At 34.4% G+C, this 22,135-nt stretch carries 17 protein-coding genes; 10 read left to right on the top strand and 7 right to left on the bottom strand.

Translation table 11 applies throughout. The features are described 5' to 3' along the window. Positions 1 to 4: 4 nt before the first annotated feature. The 6 genes from NBX25_RS18435 to mnmE form a co-directional block, all read right to left on the bottom strand. Positions 5 to 901, bottom strand: coding sequence for a hypothetical protein (locus tag NBX25_RS18435; RefSeq protein WP_250254816.1), 897 nt, complete (start codon positions 899 to 901; stop codon positions 5 to 7). Between the two features lie 17 nt (positions 902 to 918). Further along, positions 919 to 1,281: a helix-turn-helix domain-containing protein gene (locus NBX25_RS18440; RefSeq protein WP_250254818.1), complete on the bottom strand. Its 363-nt coding sequence runs from the start codon at positions 1,279 to 1,281 to the stop codon at positions 919 to 921. Positions 1,282 to 1,482: 201 nt separating this feature from the next. Then, positions 1,483 to 2,556, bottom strand: a complete 1,074-nt coding sequence (locus NBX25_RS18445; protein WP_250254819.1) for a hypothetical protein — start codon at positions 2,554 to 2,556, stop codon at positions 1,483 to 1,485. Continuing rightward, positions 2,553 to 3,779, bottom strand: a complete 1,227-nt coding sequence (locus NBX25_RS18450) for a site-specific integrase (protein ID WP_250254821.1) — start codon at positions 3,777 to 3,779, stop codon at positions 2,553 to 2,555. The genes NBX25_RS18445 and NBX25_RS18450 overlap by 4 nt, the downstream gene beginning before the upstream one ends. Beyond that, positions 3,772 to 4,323 (bottom strand): helix-turn-helix domain-containing protein, encoded by a 552-nt coding sequence (locus NBX25_RS18455; RefSeq protein ID WP_250254823.1) that lies wholly within the window; start codon positions 4,321 to 4,323, stop codon positions 3,772 to 3,774. The genes NBX25_RS18450 and NBX25_RS18455 overlap by 8 nt, the downstream gene beginning before the upstream one ends. Positions 4,324 to 4,590: 267 nt before the next feature. Continuing rightward, positions 4,591 to 5,976 carry a tRNA uridine-5-carboxymethylaminomethyl(34) synthesis GTPase MnmE gene (gene mnmE / locus NBX25_RS18460; RefSeq protein ID WP_123856873.1) on the bottom strand — a complete coding sequence of 462 codons (1,386 nt, stop codon included), beginning with the start codon at positions 5,974 to 5,976 and terminating at the stop codon, positions 4,591 to 4,593. Positions 5,977 to 6,689: 713 nt separating this feature from the next. Here mnmE and NBX25_RS18465 point away from each other — a divergent pair. Further along, positions 6,690 to 7,589, top strand: coding sequence for a hypothetical protein (locus NBX25_RS18465; protein ID WP_250254824.1), 900 nt, complete (start codon positions 6,690 to 6,692; stop codon positions 7,587 to 7,589). Positions 7,590 to 7,728: 139 nt separating this feature from the next. Continuing rightward, a complete protein-coding gene (locus NBX25_RS18470) occupies positions 7,729 to 8,244 on the top strand; it encodes a phage tail-like protein (RefSeq protein ID WP_250254826.1) in 516 nt (171 codons plus the stop codon). A gap of 866 nt (positions 8,245 to 9,110) precedes the next feature. On the opposite strand, the gene NBX25_RS18475 is transcribed toward NBX25_RS18470, so the two are convergent. Continuing rightward, complete coding sequence (locus tag NBX25_RS18475) at positions 9,111 to 9,581, bottom strand: Lrp/AsnC family transcriptional regulator (RefSeq protein ID WP_123910838.1); 471 nt, start codon at positions 9,579 to 9,581, stop codon at positions 9,111 to 9,113. A 142-nt stretch (positions 9,582 to 9,723) separates the two neighbouring features. Here NBX25_RS18475 and NBX25_RS18480 point away from each other — a divergent pair, with 142 nt between their 5' ends. The 8 genes from NBX25_RS18480 to NBX25_RS18515 all read left to right on the top strand — a co-directional run bounded on the left by NBX25_RS18480 (position 9,724) and on the right by NBX25_RS18515 (position 22,126). Continuing rightward, positions 9,724 to 11,112, top strand: a complete 1,389-nt coding sequence (locus tag NBX25_RS18480) for an MFS transporter (protein WP_250254828.1) — start codon at positions 9,724 to 9,726, stop codon at positions 11,110 to 11,112. Positions 11,113 to 11,221: 109 nt separating this feature from the next. After that, positions 11,222 to 11,968 carry a metallophosphoesterase gene (locus NBX25_RS18485; RefSeq protein ID WP_250254830.1) on the top strand — a complete coding sequence of 249 codons (747 nt, stop codon included), beginning with the start codon at positions 11,222 to 11,224 and terminating at the stop codon, positions 11,966 to 11,968. Positions 11,969 to 12,137: 169 nt separating this feature from the next. Next, the gene (locus NBX25_RS18490; RefSeq protein ID WP_123910841.1) at positions 12,138 to 13,064 is read left to right on the top strand and encodes a helix-turn-helix domain-containing protein; all 927 of its coding nucleotides are present in this window, start codon (positions 12,138 to 12,140) and stop codon (positions 13,062 to 13,064) included. A 215-nt stretch (positions 13,065 to 13,279) separates the two neighbouring features. Beyond that, complete coding sequence (locus NBX25_RS18495) at positions 13,280 to 14,425, top strand: efflux RND transporter periplasmic adaptor subunit (RefSeq protein ID WP_250254832.1); 1,146 nt, start codon at positions 13,280 to 13,282, stop codon at positions 14,423 to 14,425. 9 nt (positions 14,426 to 14,434) lie between these two features. After that, positions 14,435 to 17,575 carry an efflux RND transporter permease subunit gene (locus NBX25_RS18500; RefSeq protein WP_250254833.1) on the top strand — a complete coding sequence of 1,047 codons (3,141 nt, stop codon included), beginning with the start codon at positions 14,435 to 14,437 and terminating at the stop codon, positions 17,573 to 17,575. 17 nt (positions 17,576 to 17,592) lie between these two features. Next, positions 17,593 to 19,005 carry an efflux transporter outer membrane subunit gene (locus NBX25_RS18505; RefSeq protein WP_250254834.1) on the top strand — a complete coding sequence of 471 codons (1,413 nt, stop codon included), beginning with the start codon at positions 17,593 to 17,595 and terminating at the stop codon, positions 19,003 to 19,005. 57 nt (positions 19,006 to 19,062) lie between these two features. Beyond that, positions 19,063 to 19,617, top strand: coding sequence for a DUF2652 domain-containing protein (locus NBX25_RS18510; RefSeq protein WP_123910845.1), 555 nt, complete (start codon positions 19,063 to 19,065; stop codon positions 19,615 to 19,617). 325 nt (positions 19,618 to 19,942) lie between these two features. After that, complete coding sequence (locus NBX25_RS18515) at positions 19,943 to 22,126, top strand: outer membrane beta-barrel family protein (protein ID WP_250254835.1); 2,184 nt, start codon at positions 19,943 to 19,945, stop codon at positions 22,124 to 22,126. The last annotated feature ends 9 nt before the right edge of the window (positions 22,127 to 22,135 follow it).

Below are 22,135 nucleotides of genomic sequence, written 5' to 3' on the forward strand. Positions count from 1 at the left end.
TAAACTAACTATCTAATAATTCAGTAAACTTAATATCCATAAGCGATAAGAGTATTTTTTTATTTTCTAATAATTTATTTTTTTCAAAGTATGGATAGACTTTTTTTGATTCTAACTTGAAGCTATCCTTACTTAGCTCACCCCAATACTTGTGTGAGCAATATTTATAAAGCTTATTTTTCTTGTAATGCGAAAAATTTCTAACCTCAATATTATCAACACACATTAGCTTAAATTTCACAATACTATACAATTTGTCATAGAGAAAAATTAAATTATCTCGATCATCCAAATCGCTCAAAAAATAAATTCCGTTTTTGTTGAAATCTCTTTTATCTAAAAATTTAATCTCAATTCTTAAAATAACTTCTCCCTTACATTGTTGTCTACCCTTATGATAGATTTTAAGTCTATAATTACCTTTTTGAAATTCTTTATAGACTTGCTCTTCTGTGGGGGGAGGGAATTCTGAGACTTCACAAAAATCATAGAGAATACATTGATCCAATATAAATTCATCCAAATCAAATGGTACTCTTAGATTTAATCCAAATTCTAAACCTTGTGAAAGCTCTAGTTTATCAACCGGGAAATTAATCCTATCCTCTAGAAAATCAATTGCATTAACAAGAGAAGAATGCTTAAAATCATTATAGTTCCCATCAATTCCATACACCGTTTTATTATAAAAATGATGTAAAGAGTTATGAATATATGCTCCTTGATTTGTGATTTTAAGTTCCATATTTTCAAATTCTTTTTTGTATGTCTCATATGAAACAAGTGCATTCTCAGCTTTATCAAATCTGGTATAACTTATTTTTTCAAGGTTGTAATTATCTTTCATAATTCCAAAAATTTCATTTTTATCGGGAAAATATGCTTTAATATAATCTAACATTTTCAGAAGTATTAAGATTAAACATATTTTCTGCTATCAAATCCGCTATTAACCTCTGCTTCTATCATTGAAAGAGATTTATATCGTTGTCCAGATACAATTTCATTCATTAAATCTTTTCTCAATACAAGAAATTTGTTTGCAAATTCAGGTTTGTACGCTGGAATCAATCCAGAATTAATTTTGTCTCTAACAACTCTTTCATTCATTCCAAGAAGTTCAGCAACCTCTTTTGTTGTTAAAACTTCTTTCGTGTGCGCAATACGACTAAAAATATCTAGTTTTGCTACATAAACATAAAATAGTCTGGTTACTATTTTTTGCACCAATTTTTCGATTATAGAACCGAAATTTTCGTTATGGCTGGATTTTACCGTCATGACATTATTGTTCATGTCACGAGTGCATCAAGAATTTAGCAATTGTGCCAAAAACAAAAAAACTCCCACTTTACGATAGGAGTTTTAAGCAATTGACAATCAACAAATTATGATTTAAAATAAAATATCAATTCATTTATAATATCTGATTTTATTAATAAAATGTAATTTTTTTATAAAAAAATACAAAGTAGGAGTTTCTTATTTTATGCTTACTATTTCATCAAGAATCCTAAAGCAATTTTCTAAGTTCAAAACATCTAATTGACTTGTTGAATATTTCAAATCTTTTAGCTTATCAGAGTTTACTTCAGCATCATTGCGATATGTGAAAAAATCGGATAAAATTTTCCAATGTGTGTTATTTGTTGAAGTAATAATATTTTTATCATTCAAAACTTTATAAAAACTTTTTAGTAATGAAGGTGTTTTAAGCCAAATGATTTTATCCCTTTCTCTTCTTCGATTATTGAACAAATCATCAATTTGTTCATAAGTTGTCACATTTGCAATGAACTCATTCTCTATCAAGCTGTTTTTAATTGAATTTATTACAACTTCTCTCGCTTCATCAGTTAATCCCTTTTTTAAATTAGGTCTATTTTCTATCTGAAAAGATTGAACTTCTTTTTTAGAGGGGTAAACAAGTTTTTTTAAAGCATTAAAATTATCTTTAGATAAATAATCAACAAAATTAGAATAGAAATCACGAAAAATATCTAAATAGATCTCTTTAACAGCAATTCCATATTTGGAAAATACATTTTTTTCCTTGCGAATTGCGTCATCTAAATCATTATAATCATTCAACAAAAGTTTAGTAAGTTTGTTAATGTAGTTAAACTTATTCTTTGACAGGATATACTCATGCCGAAGCAAAGTTTGTGATTTTGTCTTTTCTTTTAATAAAGCATTATATAAAGGTTCAAAAAATGAAACCATTTTAAGTTCTCCGTCTTCACCTTCAATTCTCATCTTACCTTCAACTTTATACTCAAATTTATATTCTTTAACATTGATAAAGTAATGATATGCTATAAGATAAAAATAATCACCTCTAATGAAAATATTTTTAAACATATCAAAGTTTTCTATTTTCGTCTCATCAATATTTAAACCTTTTGGACGTAAACTTTCTTTATTCCAAAAGAAATAACGAAACTTTGAAAATGGGTATACATCGAATTGTTCTTCTTCTTTATTCCCTTCTTCAAAATATTGAAATAGCGGAGAGAAATCAAAATCATTATCTATAACAGGTAAAAATTCTATCATATTCCCAATATTATATTATTAATTGTACTTACTTTTCTTTTATCCACTATTTTAGCATAAATCTCGGTTGTAGTTACATTTTTATGACCAAGCATTTTTGAAATAAGATATATATCTGCTCCGGCTTCTAATTGTGTAACAGCATAAGATGTTCGGAAATTATGAAAAGTGACTTTCTTGTCTATTTCTGCCTTCAACAACCATTTCCTTAAATTATCATTGAGTGAATGATATGCAATTCTATTAAAAACAAAATCTGATTTTTTTGTTCTATCTCCCATTAAATTTACGGCTTCTTCTGAAATAGGATGGTATTGAAATGCTGAGGTTTTTTGCATTTTGAAATATATATAGCTTACACCATCCCTTATAACAACATCTTCCCATGTCAAATTATTAATATCACTATAACGAAGACCTGTTAAAAATGCAAACATACAATATCTCCTTAATGTTTCATCAGAATATTCCGTTGTGAAAAGAGTTCTACATTCATCAATTGTAAGAAAATTCTTCATGACTTCCTCTTCTTCAATCCAGCCAATACGTCCCTTAAAACTTTGTGATAGATAATTATCTTCATAAGCCATTTCTAACACTTGTATAAATCGAATAAAATAACTTGCCGCGGAGTTTCTTCTTAGTTTATGTTTGGTACTTTTCAGTTGAAATGAGTCAAGTAATCTATTTTTGAAATCTTCGATTAAAGTTTTATTAATATCACTGAAAAGAACATTATTATAATATTTGACAAAATATCCGTAACAAGCTTTCCAAGCGCCAACTGAACTAGTTGCGTTTTCCGTTTTCTCTTTAAAATATTGTGTAAATATTTTCTTTTTATTTTCAGCTAATTCTAATGTTTTCAGCTCCGCTTCTGTATAAATATCAGGCTTCGTAATTTCCCTGAATCTTTTGGCTCTAAGTAATTCAATAGCTTCAAGTATTTCTTTATTGTGGTGCTTTTGCGCCGGAGTAAGAGTTAATTTTTTAGGGCTACCCGTTTTATCTGTAATAATTTCAACTTTAGATTGTTTCTTACCTTTTGAATCGTTGTAATAAATAATCTCACTTTGAAAATCATTATATAAAAAGTAACTTGTTTTTTCATAACGGGTATATTTTCCAGTCTTTCTATTGAAAACAGGAGGATAGAAATTTAATGAAAGATTACTTTTATTGTCTTTTACAAGTTTTTTCAGTACAGTTACTTTTTTACTCATTATTAAAGATTGTATTTACTAAGTTTTTGGGAACATACACATTTTTACCTTTTGGAATTTTCGGAACATTATGTTTTTTGCATAAATGATAAAATGAACCTGAACTCACTTTAAATGCGTCTAAGACCTCATTAATCGTGTAATAATTATCATCGCAGAAATATGGTAAATTATATTGTTTTTCTTCGTTATTTTCGGCTTTTTGCCTAAAGAGTACATCTAAGTCTACTTTCCTAATTCTAACCGATTTAAAGCCTTCTAATTTGCTTAGTCTGCCATCTTTTAACATTCGATAAATTGATGTTCTACTAATATTGAGTAAAAACATAACTTCTTTGATTGATAAGTAATCTTTCTTTTGAATTTCTTCAATATCATAACCTTTAATTTGAACTTCCAAATCCTTATCACTTGCTTGAATCTTTTCATCACGCTTTCTCTTTTTGTAGAATTTCTTAGCACAGTCATCGGAACAGCATTTTGTTGTAGTCTTTTTAGCTACAAACCTATTTCCGCAGAATTGGCAAATTTTATTGACTTCCATAATGTCTAAATTCTCCCTAAAAATGTTTCACATTGTTTCCCCATGTTTCTCATTGTTTCAAAATGTAACATTTTTTAACGATGAAATTACAAATTTTATTCCAAATCAAATTAATAGAAACGGAATAGAAACAAATAGAATGTATATATTATGCAATGTTAAATTTTGAAATAAAATATAAAACAAATAAAAAACCCCTTAAATATTGCATTTAAAGGGTTTTTCGTATTGTTGTAATTGTAATCTATATACAATCTAAAACATAGCCTACTTTCCGATACAAAACTTAGAGAAAATATTCCCTAACACTTCATCATTGGTAACCTCACCTGAAATCTCACCTAGGTGCTCCAATGCATTTCTAAGCTCATAAGCCAATAATTCCGTAGAAATCTTAAAAGAAATAGCTTCTTTTACTTTGTTTACGGCATCCAAAGATTTTTGTAAAGCTTCGAAGTGACGTTGGTTAGTAATAACCACGTTATTCTCTTGTGATTTTAATTGTTCTACGTAAGAAGATAATTCATTTTTAAGATCCTGGATATTTTGATTCTCAACAGCCGATATCTTAATGAAATCAAGTTCATGAGAAATAGCATTTCTGAAGACATCTTCTACGGTTTCATATTTGGTAGGAGTAACTTCGTCAATTTTTGTGGCACAGATGATTAATTTCAGATCCTCTCTTAATAATGACTGGATCATTTCAATATCTTCTGAGAAATCTTCAGTAGCAGCATCAGCCAGATACACTAAAATATTGGCATTTTCTACCTTTTCCTTCGCTTTTTTTACTCCAATGGCTTCAATTTCATCTACAGTTTCACGCAGTCCGGCAGTATCAATCAAACGGAAAGCATGACCTTTAATGTGAAGAACCTCTTCAATAGTGTCTCTTGTGGTTCCGGCAATATTACTTACAATAGCTCTCTCTTCTTTCAGTAAAGCATTGAGTAAGGTAGATTTCCCTGCATTAGGCTTCCCGATAATCGCAACAGCAGTACCGTTTTTAATAGCGTTTCCATACTGGAAGCTCTCAATAAGAGAATTTAATTTAAGGTCAATTTTATCTAATAGTCCGCTTAAAGCAGTTCTGTCAGCAAATTCTACATCTTCTTCTGCAAAATCAAGTTCCAATTCTATAAGGGAAACAAAATTCAGAAGGTCAGTTCTTAATAATGATATTTCGTTAGTAATTCCACCTTTTAATTGGTTGATGGCTACTTTTCTGGATGCTTCATTCTCAGAGGCAATCACATCAGCAATCGCTTCTGCCTGGGAAAGGTCAATTCTTCCATTGATAAAAGCGCGAAGTGTAAATTCTCCCGCTTTAGCCATTCTCGCCCCATTTTTAATAAGAGTTTCAAGAATACGTTTTCCGATGTGTGGTGAACCGTGAAAAGCAATTTCTACAGAGTTTTCTGTAGTGAAACTTTTCGGTGCCAGGAAAATGGAAAGCATAATTTCATCAATCGCTTCCTCGCCATCCATAAAATACCCATAGTGGATCGTATGAGACTTCTGTTTCTCCAGCTTTTTTGCAGGAAAACTCTTCTGAACTATAGGTAAAACATCATTTCCGGAAACTCTGATAATGCCTAAAGCACCTATTCCATTAGCGGTAGCCAGTGCACAAATAGTATCGTTATTCATGCTGCAAATTTACGCTTTTTAATGCAAATTTTACAGAGGTGACAATTTGGATTGTCTATACTTCTTATCATGAAGAAGTTTCCGGAATTATTTAGATGCTGAAATTATCTCTTAAACAGAAAAACCGGTTACATTATATTAATATTTTCACAAAATCGGATAAAAAGAAGTTCTCTTTTTGTGCAAATGAGCATATTCCAATAGATAAATTTTATTATATGAGTAATAAGACAGTGAAGGACGAAAACGTGGAATTATTTATGGATTATATCGGATTTCAGAAGGATTTATGGACAGAATGAGGTAAATGTTTTATAAATCGTAGAATGTTGATACATATTGCTTTATGCTTTTATTGATTTGTTCTTTTTGGGGATGAAAAATCAATATAAACATATAATAATATTGAATTTTTAAATAATATGAAAAAAAATATGAAATATATGTAGTTTTGATTTATATAGAATATTGTTTATCAATAAGTTGTTTTTGTTTAAAATTCTAACACTGTAAAAAAATATTTTTGTTGAAAATGAATTTTGGAGTAGCGTTGCATTGTTATTTAAAATAGTAATGAAGTTTGGTATATTAATTGTTGGGTAGGGATTCGAAGATGTGAAAAAAACACATATTTATAATTAAAATATGAATAATCCGTTAATTTAGCATAAAAATATATGAATAAATTATTTTTTTTCGATTTTAATAAAAAAATGATTTTTTTATTAATGATTGCCTTCTATGGGGTTGTAAGTGCCCAGACCTGTACGCCTTACACAGGGCAGGCAATGGTAAGCGGAAATACGTATTGTATTGATGGTAACTATACTACAGTGAGTGGCGTTACGATTCCGAATGGAGCAACGCTTATTGTAAAATCCGGACAGTTTCAGGTTTCCGGTATTCAGGTAATGGGCGATCTGGAAATTGGAGATGGAGCAAGCGTTAAGTCTAACGGTTCTATTCAGATTGGAACATTTGGTTCTCAACAGAATTCAAAAGTTAAGCTAGGGACAAAATCTTTTCTTTCTCTTACAGGGTCGGTTACTCAAGGAGATCCAACTTTTGGTGGACTTTATCCTGGAACTACCGCAGTTATTGAAATGGGAACCAGCAGTGTAGTGGAGATATGTGGAACATTTACCCAACAGTCAACAACTTATCCATCTGTTGAATATGTTGGGATTCCTACCGGTAAAGCCTATTGTATTGCGAAAGCTGATGTAAGTGGTGGTGGCGGAGCTTCTATCATCAGTGATGATAGCCAGATTGTGGCTATTGCTATGGGAAGTGTGACAGGCCTTGGTATGGGAAATGCAAGTTTCTGTGGTCCTAATGCTACATCCGCTACATGTCCATCGCTTTGGCCGGCAGGATTATCTAATGATAAAACTAGTTGTGGTAATGCGCCTACAATTATTGATGATATGGATGCCTTTTGTACAAAAGCAGGTACTACGGGAACTCCTGATGGATTTACCAAGTTTGGAATTACAATACAGCAGAAAAACAATGCATGGCCAGAAAATGTTCCCAACGGATTTGTTGCGATGGAAGCAAAAGATAAAGGTTTCGTGATTACCAGAGTTCAGCATGTAAGCCAGACTCCATAGCCGGGAGATGCGATTGCCGACCCGAAAGAAGGAATGCTTTTGTATGATCTTCAGGATAAATGCGTGAAATTGTACAACGGAACAGCATGGAAGTGTGTAGAACGAAGCTGTAATAATTAATCTAAAAATTAGGAAAAGAATGAAAAGCATAAAAAATATAAGCATAGCAATTGCCTTTTTTATTTTTAATACCTCTATTGCTCAGGTAGCAATTGGGAAACAAGTGGTAGATGGAAACAGTACAGTGTTGGATTTCAATAATGTATCGGGAAATACAAATGGATTGATTCTTCCTGCAACCTCTGGACTACCAACAGGGTCTTTAGTGAACGGAACATTTGTTTTTGATGTAACAGATAATAAAGTAAAGGTTTATGAAAATGATGTATGGAAATCTTTATCTGATGCAGGGAATTCAAGTGCTGTTATTGCTAACAATTCCGCAGAAGTAGGGAAAGGTGTAGTTATCGGGGTATCATCCAGTACTGCAGATGGAGTATTGGTATTGGAGTCTCCGGATAAAGCAATGATCCTTCCGCAGATTGCAACTCCTCATATTAATGTGAAAAACCCATATCCAGGAATGATGTGTTATGATACAACCAGTAAAACATTGGCAATATTTGACGGATCAGTATGGAATTACTGGAAATAAACCTGAAATGAAATAATTTCCGGGGAAACCAGAAGTGTATAAGTTTATAATGTGTATTGAAGCAGTGGTATATGAATATATATCACTGTTTTTTTTGGTTATTATGATAAAAAGAGAGACTACACTTGAAAAGCTGTAATCTCTCAGTTAAACAAATAATATAAATTATAATATTCTCAGTTTTCTATGAAAGGACGTGTATCATAATGCTGAGATATTATTTCATCATAGAATATCGTGTTAAATAGGCCTCTTTTTTATTTGTGTTTTTAGTTGATATTATTTGTTTAGATTATTAAATAAATCTCATCCCTCTTGATTTCTACCGTTTGTTATTTTTTGTATTCGTAATACTTTTGTTAGATTAAATAAAATGAGAGTAGTTTGTAGCGGGGTAAATTTTATATTTGATGTTTATTCTTTTAGAAGTGTTTTTTTATTATGGTAATGGTTTATATTTTTCACATCACAAACATATTCAATAATGATAAATTTTTCCAAAATACAACATACGACATAGCTACACTATAGATACTACTTAGTTTGTAATTAATTGATTTTTATATTGTTATATTTTTATTGGTAAGAATGGCAAAATTGCTTTTTGTAAAATGAAAATAGATAATCCTTCTTAGAAGAATCATTTTTTAGCTTTAATATGAGTTGTTTTTTTAATGAAAATACTCCTTACGATGTAAATTTTATACCCTATATTATGGAATAGATACGATTAAAAAGAGCGGGGAATTTTAATATATAATCAGCTTTTTTATCGCCTTAAGCAGCGTGAAAAATCCTGCCCTTGAAGAGTAGGTTTATGGTAAGCTTTAGGGTTTGATGTATTGATTTACAGTGTTATTTTTTACTTATACAATTTGGGCACTTTCTTTAATGCTGCTCATCACAAAAATACTTTTAGTCTGGCCAATTCCTTCAATCTCTGATAGCTTATTAATGAAAAATTCATGAAATTCATCCATATTAGGAGCCAGGATCTTTAGCATAAAGTCAAAATCTCCGCTGATATTATAAAATTCAACCACTTCTTTCAATTTGCTGACTTCTTCAATGAATTTTCCTGCCGTTTTTTTATTATGAACATTCAAGGCGATCATACAGATAACCATCATCCCTTTATTCACTTTTTTTCGGTCTACTACAGCAGTATATTCTTTGATAATTCCCTGTTTTTCCATACGCTTAATGCGTTCATGGGTAGGAGTAGGGCTCAGGTTGATTCTTGCTGAAATATCACGAACGCTCATCTTTGCATCTTTTTGAAGGAGCCGCAGGATAGAAAGGTCTTTTTCGTCGGGAGTGTAATTTTCTGTTGGCATTTGTTCTGTTTTATAGGATTAATTTTATGATTTTAGTTGTTTTGTTCTTTTAATTGATCTTATTTAATTTTATTGTTCCAAATTTAATGTAAAATTTTTACTTACGTTCTGTTAATTTTAATTTTGCAGGAAATTTGAATATATGGATACAAGGAAAAATGTAATATTAATTTTAGCATCGGTGGGAACTTTTGTGGAGGCTTTGGATATTGCCATTATTAATTTAACCATTCCTTCTATTCAGGAGCAGTTTCATATCGGAGCGGGAACTGTTCAGTGGTTGCAAACGCTGTATGTATTGTTTTTTGGAGGTTTTCTGATTATTGGCGGAAAACTTTCCGATCAGATAGGAAGAAAGAAAATGTTCTTATTGGGAGCTCTGATTTTTATGCTCACTTCATTAGGAGCCGGTCTTTCCGAAAGCTTTAATATATTAGCCATATTCCGTGCTCTGCAGGGATTGGGGGCTGCATTGGTGATGCCTGCAGCCTTGTCTATTGTAACCAATACTTTCAGGGAAGAACAAGAAAGAAACCGGGCGATTGGAATCTTCAGTTCTTTTGCTGCTATTGGTTCGGGAAGTGGCCTTTCTGTAGGAGGGATTATCAGTACATACCTAAGCTGGCACTGGGTTTTCCTTATTAATGTTCCGATTCTTCTCATCACATTGATTTTGTCTTATTATTACTTACCAAAAGATGAGAAAAATGAAAAGGCACAAAAAACAGATGTTATTTCCGGAATATTAATGGTCGTTGGACTTTTAAGCCTTACCTATGGGACACATGAGCTGGTTCATATCAAAGAGCAGCCTTTTCTTGTGATAGGTTCATTAGTGGTTGCTGTACTGTTTTTAGTGATGGTATTCTTCAGGTTGAGAACTGTTGCAGAACCTTTATTTGATTTGAAGTTATTCAGACATGGTTCCTTGGTGGTTTCCAATGCGGCTTTTTTCACGCTGGGAGCATTTTTCATCGGGTTTTTATTCCTGATCTCTTTAATGCTTCAGAGGGATATGGGATGTAGCGCAGCTTCAGCAGGATTGATGCTTGTACCATTTAGTGTTCTTTCAGCTTTAACGGCTAAATTTATACTGCCTCATGTTTCAAAACGATTGAGTTCATCTCAAATGGGAGTATTAGGATGGTCATTTATGCTGGCAGGGGGATTATTGCTGTTGATTTCAGTGTATACAGGTCATCCGCTAACTATGGTTTTATTAGGATCTGCTTGTATTTCGGGAATAGGGATGACGTTCTGCTTTACTGCACTTTCAGTGATGGGAATTCAGGATGTTGAACCTTCCAATTACGGATTGGCATCAAGTTTGAGTTCTACAAGTTACTTCCTGGGAGCTGGAATCGGGCTTTCATTCATGACTTTAATGAGTCAGGTCTTTCCTTCAGAATTTGCAGTGGGAAGTCTGAATCTGATCGTACTGATTAGTTATGCTCTTTTAGCCCTTGGAATGTTATTCTATTTTATATTAAAAAGCTTAAAAATGAAGCAGACAGAAGTGGCTGTTTCATGATAAGCGACCTTAAAATTACACAAACTATATGAGCAAGGAATTGGTGTTTAGGCACCGGTTCCTTTTTTTTGCTTTTCACAGTATCGCCCTTCTTTACTACCTTTGTAGCATGAGAATACAAATCATTAGTGACCTTCATCATGAATTTGGAAGAACTGAATTATGTTTTGATAATGCAGATGTTATTGTGCTGGCTGGTGATATTAATCTGGGAACTAAAGGAATTGAATGGATCAAGGAAATTATTCCTGATAAACCGGTAATATATGTATTGGGGAATCATGAATATTATAATGGAGCATATCCGAAAACACTTCATAAAATAAAAGAAGTGGCCAAAGATTCCAATGTTTTAGTGCTTGAAAACTCTTTTGTAGACATTGAAGATATTCGTTTTCATGGAACTACTTTATGGACCGATTTTTCAATCTTTGGAAATCCTGTGAAATACGGAATGATCTGTCAACCGAAGATGAACGATTATAAAAAGATCAGGCGTGATCCGTCTTACTCAAAAATGAGAACCATAGACACGTTCAAAATTCATCAGCTTTCAAAAGTATGGCTGCAGGAGAGTCTTGAAGTTTCAAAAGAACTTAAAAATATAGTCGTTACCCATCATGCACCAAGCATTCAATCTGTACCGGAACATTATAAGGAAGATCCATTGACCTCTGCTTATGCATCCAATCTGGAGCATATGATTCTTGAGCATCAACCATTATACTGGATTCATGGGCATATTCATACACCGTGCAGGTATCATATTGGAAAGACCGAAATCATTTGTAATCCCCATGGATATATCGATGAAAAGTATAATGGATATGAGAAAGAATTGATTGTTGAAATATAGGAAGAATTAGGTTGGCTTAAAAGGTTTACTATTATTGGTGATAAGTAACTTCTGCTATTCCTTTCCTTTGACGAAGTGGTTAATGTGTCGTTTTTGCTTTACTATGCCTCTTTTGTCTTTTCCCGGTTTCCTCTTTTTCACTACCTTCGTGCCCTACAATCCATTTCCTATGGCTAAAAAGTCCCCTAAAGAATCTCTCCAGGAACCCGATTTTGTTTCACAGCTGGCTTTTGATGAAGTGTTACAGCAAGTAGAATTTGATCTCAGGATCAAAGAGTTTGTGGTAATGGAAATTGACAGAGCAAATTATATTATCAAACCTAATATGCCCTATCGCTCAGATTATTTCTGTATTTTTTTGGTTCAGGAGGGGAGTGTGGGGTTTAGATTGGATGATAAAAAATATATGGTCTATAAAGGAGATATTGTCTTTTGTCCTATGGCAGAGACTTTTTGGGTAGATGATATTGCGGATGATTATAATGCCAAATATATTTTCTTTTCGGTAGATTTTATTTCCCAGGCTGGTTTTAATTATAAATCTAATAATGTTCTGAAGAGTTTGTCATCAGACCCTACTCATATTGTAAGGAATGAACCGGAACTTTATAAAAGGTTACAATTCTACCTTGATGAATTGAAGATGTTGAATAACAAGGAGAAAGATAATTATTATTTTAACGAAATGATCTGGCACCACTTCTCGTTGGTTATCTATGAAATCGATAATTATTTCAAAAAAATTGAAAAGCCGCATTCGGTGACCCCTAGGGAAGACGAACTGACCACCAGTTTCTTTATACTTGTTCAGCAGTATTTTAAAGACGAACACAATGTACAATTCTATGCGGACAAGTTATTTATTAGCCGGAAATATCTTACCAAAGTGATCAATAAAACAATGTTCAAAACACCTAGGGATATTATTCATCAGGTATTGGCAGTAGAAGCAAGATTATTGCTCAGAAATCCGAATCTTAATGTCAATGAAGTAGCTTCAAAGCTTAAATTCTCAGATCAGGCGTCCTTTAGTAAATTTTTCAAAAAACATACAGGGAGAGCTCCTCTGGAGTACAGGAAAGATGATTTGTATTGATAATCAATGAGTTGTGTTTAAGGTGTCTTTTTGATAAAAAATTGACTTATTTTTGATTTAAATTTTAGAAATATATCATTCAATTTATCTATGAATGATATTTCTCATGTTTTTTAAAATAAGGAGTCTTTTTGACAAAACAAGGGGTTTTTTGAATAATTCTATTGAATTTTTTTCGTTCGAATTTTGTGGCGAAAATTTAAATGACTAGAGTTATGCAAAGATTTTTTGTTCAAAAATCAACACTACTTTTTCTTGCACTCATTGCATTGGCGGGATGTAAGAAAGGGAATCAAAACCAGGCTTATCAGCAACAGGCACCAGAACTTCCTGTAGAAATAGTACAACAAGGAGACGCTTCAGTTTCCAGAGAATATGCAGCATCGGTTGAAGGAATCTCTAATGTAGAAATCAGACCTCAGGTAACAGGATACCTAAGTAAAATTTTTGTAGATGAAGGAGATTATGTGAGAGCCGGGCAACCACTTTTTAAAATTGAAGACAGAATATTTACTGAACAGATGAAAAGTGCGCAGGCTGCATTGATTACAGCGCAGGCTAATCTTTCGACATCTAAAATTGATCTGGACAGAAAAAAGGAACTTTTAAAAAATAAAATGGTTTCCGAAATACAGGTGAAGGAAGCTGAAGCGGCTTATAATGCAGCTAGAGGAGCAGTAAGCCAATCAACATCTTCCATTGAATCGGCAAAGATCAATCTTAATTTTTCTACGATTAAAGCTCCGGTAAGCGGATTTATCGGAAGATTCAATTATCGTTTAGGAAGCTTGATGACACCAGGCAACCAGGAAGCGATTACCCTACTGTCAGATATTCATCAGGTGTATACCTATTTCAGCTTAAGTGAAAATGACTTTAATAACTTCCGGAAACAATATGTAGGAAGCAGTATTGATGAGGTTATTAAAAACACTCCGGCAGTATCTCTATTACTTTCCGGTGGTGAAAAGTATGCTGAGACAGGAAGGATTGATGCTGTTGAAGGGCAGTTTAATAAAACTACGGGTTCTATTACTTTAAGAGCAAAATTCAACAACCCGAATAATATCCTGAGAAGCGGAAATACAGGAAAGATCTTATTGGATCAGTTCTATAGCAATGTTGTGTTGCTTCCGATTGCATCTACCAGAACCATTCAGGATAAAGTTTTTGTGTTTACGATCAAGAATGGAAAAGCAGAAATGCTTCCTGTAGAAGTCAGTGGAAAAGCGGGTGATAATTTCATTGTTTCCAAAGGGTTGAAAGCTGGAGATCAGTATATCGTTTCCGGTTTCGACAGATTACAGCCGGGAACTCCTGTAGTGGCACAAAAGAAAAATGCTCAACAGAAAAAATCGTAAGAAGAAATCATGTTAAAGAAAATTATAAAAAGACCCGTACTGGCCACGGTTATTTCCGTGTTGCTTGTTATTCTCGGGATTGTCGGTATGGTCAGCCTGCCGATTACAAAATTCCCGGATATTGCACCGCCTACCGTGATGGTAACGGCTGCCTATCCCGGAGCTAATGCTGAAACAATTGCAAGATCTGTGGCTCCACCATTGGAAAACGCCATCAATGGAGTAGAAAATATGGATTACATTACTTCTACAGCGAGTAATGATGGAACATTGAGTATTACTGTGATCTTTAAACTGGGTACAGATCCGGATCAGGCTGCGATTAATGTTCAGAACAGGGTAGCACAGGTAACCAACCAGCTTCCTGCTGAGGTGATCCAGGCCGGAATTACTACGGTAAAGAGACAGAATAGTATGATTGCGATGGTTTCCTTAACGAGTAAAGATGGTTCAATGAGTGATCTTTTCCTTGAAAACTATGCAAAAATCAATATTGTTCCGGAACTGAAAAGGGTGAAAGGAGTAGGTGATGCTATGGTGTACGGTAACAAAGATTATTCTATGCGAGTATGGCTTGATCCGAATAAACTGGCTTCCTATAATCTTACTCCATCTGATGTTTCCCGTGCGATTCAGACCCAAAATCTCGAAGCAGCACCCGGAAGATTAGGGGAAAGAAGTAAAGAAGTAATGGAATATGTTCTCCGGTATAAAGGAAAATTTACCGAGCCTGAACAATACGAAAATATTACCATTAAAGCATTAAGCGACGGGTCTGTTTTGAAATTAAAAGATGTTGCCAGAGTAGAGTTTGGAGCTTACAGTTATACGGTTTCCTCTAACTTTAATAAAAAAGCTTCTGTAACGATGGCGATCTTCCAGATGGCGGGTTCCAATGCGAACGAGGTTCAGATTGCACTACAGGAAAGAATGAAGGAATTGGAAAAATCTTTCCCGGCAGGAATGGATTATGAAATTCCATATGCGACTAAAGAGGCATTAGACCAATCAATTGAACAGGTAATTCATACCTTGATTGAAGCATTTATTCTTGTATTCATTGTAGTGTATATTTTCTTACAGGATTTCCGATCTACTTTAATTCCAGCCATTGCAGTACCGGTTTCGATTGTAGGAACGTTCTTCTTTATGAAGATTTTTGGATTCTCTATCAACATTCTTACATTGTTTGCCCTGGTGCTCGCGATTGGTATCGTGGTGGATGATGCCATTGTAGTGGTAGAAGCCGTTCATGCTAAAATGGAGCATAAAAAACTGAATCCAAGAGCAGCTACCATGTCTGCGATGAGTGAGATTACAGGAGCTATTGTTTCCATTACTTTAATTATGTCTGCGGTATTCGTTCCGGTAGCATTTATGAGTGGTTCCACAGGGCTGTTCTATCAACAGTTTGCTTTAACATTAGCAATTGCTATTATAATTTCTGCTATCAATGCATTGACTTTAAGTCCAGCTTTATGTGCATTATTTCTTAAACAGCATCATGGGGGAACTCATGAAAAAATGAACTTTAAAGACCGTTTCTTTGCTGGATTTAATGCGAGTTTTAATAAGCTGACATTCCGTTACGGAAAAGCGGTACTGTTTCTTTTGAAGAAAAAGTGGATTGCAGTGGCCATGATTGTAGCGTTTGGAGGATTGTTTGCCTGGATGTCTATGACCACTCCAAAAGGATTTATTCCTGATGAAGATCAGAGTTTTATTATTGTAACGGCTAACCTGGCACCTGGAGCGTCTAAAGACAGAACATCCAAAGTAGTATCTGATACGGAAGATCTTTTGATGAAAGATCCTGCGGTAGATAAAGTGATTTCTGTAGATGGGCTGAACTTATTCAGTGGATCAATGTCTTCCTCAGCAGCTTCTATTTTCGTTAAATTAAAAAATTCAGGAGAAAGAGGAGCTGTTAGCAATATCAATGACATTATTGGGCAGACGCAGGGAATGCTTTCCAAAGATAAAAGAGCGAATTTCCTTGTAATTAATACGCCAACGGTTGATGGTTTCGGAAATACGAGTGGAATGGAGCTGGTGCTTCAGGATCGTACCAATGGAGAACTTCAGAACCTTGGAAATATTTCCTACGGAATGATGGGTGCTTTGATGCAGAGACCTGAAGTGGCGGTCGCATTTACCACTTTTGATGTTACCTATCCTCAGTTTGAAGTGCTTGTAGATGAGGTGAAATCCGCTCAGCTTGGAGTGAATGTTTCTGATGTATTGGGAGTGATGCAGGGATACTACGGAAGTATTCAGGCTTCAGATTTCAATAGATTTGGGAAATATTACAGAGTTTTAGTACAGTCTACTCCAGAAACGAGACAGGATAAAGAATCTCTGAATGGACTTTTTGTTAAAAATAACCTGGGACAAATGGTTCCTATCAATACTTTGGTGAGTTTAAAGCAGACAACAGGAGCTGAGGTGGTAGACCGTTTCAACCTTTTCAATTCATCCAATTTAACAGTAATGGCTGCGCCGGGTTACAGTACAGGACAAGCTATGGCGGCTGTAGAAGAAGTAAGCAAGCAGGTTCTTCCTCCTGGATATACTTATGATTATAAAGGGATGAGCCGTGAAGAGGCAGGTTCCAGTTCGCAGTCAGTAATGATTTTTGGGTTGTGTATTGTATTTGTATTCTTCCTTTTATCAGCACAATATGAAAGTTATATTCTTCCATTAGCTGTATTGATCGCTATTCCTGTAGGATTATCAGGCGTTTTTGTGGGAATTACTTTCGCAGAGTTATCTAATAATATTTACGTTCAGATTGCTCTTGTAATGTTGATCGGGCTTTTGGCGAAGAATGGTATTTTGATCGTGGAATTTGCTATCCAGAGACGAAGAGCTGGAAAAAGTCTTATTGCTTCAGCGGTGGAAGGAGCAAAAGCAAGATTACGTCCGATTTTGATGACCTCTTTGGCATTCATTACAGGATTGCTTCCATTGATTTTTGTAATAGGACCGTCAGCAATGGGTAATCATTCTATTGGATATGCGGCAATTTCAGGGATGCTTTTTGGAACCATCTTAGGGATTTTTGTAGTTCCGGTACTTTTTGTGATGTTCCAGGCTTTGCATGAGAAAATCAACGGAAGAGTAGTAACTGATGCAGATTGGGAATATTAATTCAAATGATTTTAACAATGAAAATTAAAAATATAGCATATATCGCATTCATTTCGGGAACCGCTGTTTCTTGCGGAGTCCAGAAGTATGAACAGCCTGAAGTGAAAATGCCTGAAGCTTTCAGAAGTGACAGTGTTGTGGTTGAGCAGAATGACAATATTGCGAAGATCGGTTACAAAGACTTTTTCAAAGATCCGGTTTTGGTAAAATTGATTGATAAAGCAATGGTGCAGAATAATGATTTGCAGGTAGCTTTAAAACAAATAGAATTTGCTTCATTAGCGTATACGCAAAGCAAATGGGGAAATATTCCTACAATCAATGCCACTGCGAATGCCACTATCAACCGTGCTTCAGATAACAGTATGAACGGAATGATGGGGAGGCAGTTTATGGGAAAGAGGTATACAGAAGATTATACGACAGGGCTCAATTTTTCGTGGGAAGCTGACATCTGGGGAAAAATTAAAGGAAGAAAGGAGCAGGCATTAGCAGACTATCTAAAAACCCAGGAAGCAGCGAAAGCGGTAAAAACACAAGTGGTGGCAGCAGTCGTTCAGGGCTATTACAATCTTTTGATGCTGGATACTCAATTGGAAATTACAAAATCCAATCTTACCTATGCGGATACTACCCTGAAATTTTTGGTAAAACAGCAGGAGCTTGGATTAACAACAGCTTTAGCGGTACAACAACAGGAAATTGTAAAAGATCAGATCCTGAAAACAATTCCGGCGATTGAAAGTTCTGTGGCTACCCAGGAAAATGCTTTGAGTTTATTAACGGGTTCTATGCCTGAGAAAATCGAAAGAAGTGCAAGTCTGAATACTATTCAGTCTCCGGACCATATTTCTGCGGGAGTTCCCTTAGAATTATTAAGCTATAGGCCAGATATAAAAACTGCTGAGTTGGAAGTGAGGAAGAGTGCCGCAGCAATTCATGTGGCCAAAATGAGCATGTATCCGTCATTGAATATTACGGCTCAGGGCGGAGTAAATGCTTTCCAGATCAGTCATTGGTTTAGTATTCCGGGATCTCTTTTCGGAATGGCTGCCGGAGCCATTGCCCAGCCTATTTTGAATGGAAAACAGCTGAAAACGCAGTATGAACAGTCTAAAGTATTGGCAGATCAGGCTGAAATAGGTTTTAAACAAGCTGTGTTGAAGGCAGTAGGAGAGGTTTCTGATGCACTGGTACAGATTCAGAAACTGGAAGAACAACAGAAAATTGCTGAAGGATTGGTTGTGAAGTCTAATGAAGCTGTAAAGAAAGCGGATTTGTTATTCAAATATAACTCTGCAACCTATGTAGAGGTCATTATGACACAGACCAATAAGCTTAATGCTGAATTGGAACTGGCTTCTCTGAAAGCTCAGCGATTGAACGCAATCACTGCACTGTATCGCTCCGTAGGTGGCGGATGGCAATAAAGTAAAATTAAACCTGCTTCGTCTTTAGATGCAGCAGGTTTTTAATCCAAAATTATTATGAAGGATACAAATATACAGGAGGGAATTATTTTAATTCCGGATTTTAGCGGATTTACCGAATTTGTGTTCAATACCAAACTTTATACAGGAGAATATATTGTAAGACAACTACTTTCTACATTGATTGATGTGAACAATCAGTATTTTGAAATTTCTGAAATTGAAGGTGATGCTATTTTGTTTTATCGGTATGATGAACATCCATCGTATCAGAATATTTCAGGAATGCTTTGGAAAATGCGCAATGCATTCAACAGAAAAATAAAAGAATTGAGTAAAAGCTTAAGTACTACCATAGATTTATCTTTGAAATTTATTGTCCATTATGGGGCATTTTCACAGTATAATATTGGAAGTTTCAGAAAATTGTACGGGAAACCGATTGTAGAGGCGCATCAGTTATTGAAAAACGGATGGGCACAGCAACCTTCATATGCTTTATTCAGTAATTCTTTTTTAGAAAGTACGAGTAATCAGGAAGCTGATTTTAATGAAGATCAGCATCATCTGCCAGAAGTAGGTATGATCCATTATTTTGAAAATGTAAACTAGCATATTTTTTATTTTTTAATCCTTGTAAATTTGCTATTGCTAGCGGCCCGGGGTGAGATCCGGGCTTTTTTATGGGTAAAATGAAAATAAATAATGTTAAAGTTTGGTTAATAGAAATTATTATCATGATGGATTTATTGTATATATGTTGGGAATAAGGGTTTTTAATTGTTTGTTTTATCTTAATAATTGTTATTTTTTTAAATTATTTTTAAAAATGAATTTGGTAAACTGTTAAAACCTAGAAGTTTATTTCGTTCTTTAATTTTTCTGATGTAACAAATGTTAGCGTATAGTGGTCTTATAGATAAAACTAAGATTTCACATGAAAAGAATATTATTTTCTATAGCAGCATTAACGGGTTCTTTGGTTCTGGCCCAGACTCAGACTCCAGATCCAGTTGCTAAGGATACTGTAAAGGGAAATGCAAAAGAGATAGAAGCGGTTACCATTGTAGCGAGAAAACCAACAGTAGAGTCTAAAGTAGACCGAACTGTTTTTAATGTGGCAAACAGTGCTATCGTAGCTGGAAATACTACATGGGATGTACTGAGAATGACCCCACTGGTAAGTATTGACAATAGTGACGCTATAAAAGCGGAAGGGCAATCGGTCACAGTATATATCAATGATAGAAAATCAGTTTTTACAGGAAAAGAATTAAAAGAATACCTTAAAACGATTCCGGCAGATAATCTACTGAAGATCGAGGTGATTACAAGCCCGTCTTCACGATATGAAGCTTCCGGTTCCGTAATCAATATTGTTTTGAAAAAACGCGATGATGAAGGATTAAAAGGAAGTATTTCACTCAGTAACAGACAGAGTACAAAAAATACACAGTATTCCAACTTCAACCTGAATTACCACAAAAAGAAATTTACGCAAACCTTTATAGGAAGTTATTCTAATAATAATTATGTACAAAAAGGTTCCAGTAATATTGTGTTTTATGCTGACAATACCCTCAATAGGGATTTGAGCTATCAAACCATATCCAGAAGTGAAACGCCATCACTTTCCTCTACTTCCGAATTTGAGCTTAATGATAAAAATAATATAGGAGTTGTCCTGGAGTATTATCAAAGCCGTGGTTTATCTTCATCAGATACAGACGGGAGAGAATATGATTATCTGAAAAAAGATTTTATTGATTATCATCAGGCTCAAAACGCGAATACCTTTTACCGTAATCTGGGAACGAATGCTTTTTATAAATATTACGATAAAGAAAAAAACAGGATCCTGGATATTAATCTAGGAACCAATTACTCCGGAAATGATAATAATGAGCTCATCAATAAAACAATATTAAATGATCCAAATATTAAAGAAATAGGATCAGTAAATAATGGGCAGATGCGTAATTATTATCTGAAAGTAGATTATACCCAGCCATTAGGCAAATCCTGGGGAACAATTGAAGTAGGAGGAAAAACAGAACTTAACAATCATGTAATTCCTAATAATCTTTATGGATACAGTTTGGGGACTTCTGAATATGCAGGGCTTTCAACAAGGGATAAATTCCATTATGAGGATAATATAACTTCTGTATATGCCAACTATAGCAAAACGTTTTTCAAGAAACTGGAAACCAGGATAGGTCTTCGATATGAATATATTGATTTCAAGGTAAGACAGGACGTTGCAGGAACCGAAAGAAAAGACGGCTATGGTACTTTTCTCCCTAACTTATTGCTGAAATATAATTTTTCAGATAAATATGATTTGAGCCTTACTTATGACCGTAGAATCTGGAGACCCTGGTATTCGGAATTCAATCCTTTTTTAACTCCATCCATTGACGGAACGTATTCCAGAGGAAATATGGATCTGAATCCAAACCCTAACGACAGGCTTTATCTGAAGTTTGGAATCCTGAAAAAGTATTTTATTTCTGCAAGATATATGTATACCAATCAGGATTACTGGACTACTTATTCCAGTGAAGGAGGAAGAAATGTATCTTTCCCCGGAAACTTTAATGGGAAAGTTGAGAAATATTACATTTTTGCCAATACCAATCAGAATTTTCTTAAAAATAAGCTGAATCTGAATGTTGGCTTCGGCTGGTACTATATTGATAATCATGATTTCAATTTGAAGAATGATATCGGAGGGAGAGCATATATCAATTATTGGGGTGGTTCTGCCAATCTTTCTTATACGAACCTTTTCAATAAAAATATTAACCTGAGTGCCTGGATGGAAATCTCCAATCAGAACAATGGAAATACCCAAGCCAATAATACTAATGTGTTCCACAATATTTCCATTACAAAAATATTTCCTAAAACACAGATGGAGGCCAGTATACAGCTGATGAATATCTTTAAACGACCTTATTCTGATGATATTACTTACAATCAGGGAGGAACAGTCAGAAGATATGAATTATGGGATTGGTATGGGGTGAATGTTACCTTTGTAAAGCGTTTCGGGAACCAGAAAGTGAAAGAAAATACCAAAACGGATGTTGAGAAAAATGCTGGAGGAGCAAAATAAAAAGTTAGT

The sequence above is a fragment of the Chryseobacterium sp. Marseille-Q3244 genome (genome assembly GCF_940807095.1).
Lineage (GTDB): Bacteria > Bacteroidota > Bacteroidia > Flavobacteriales > Weeksellaceae > Chryseobacterium.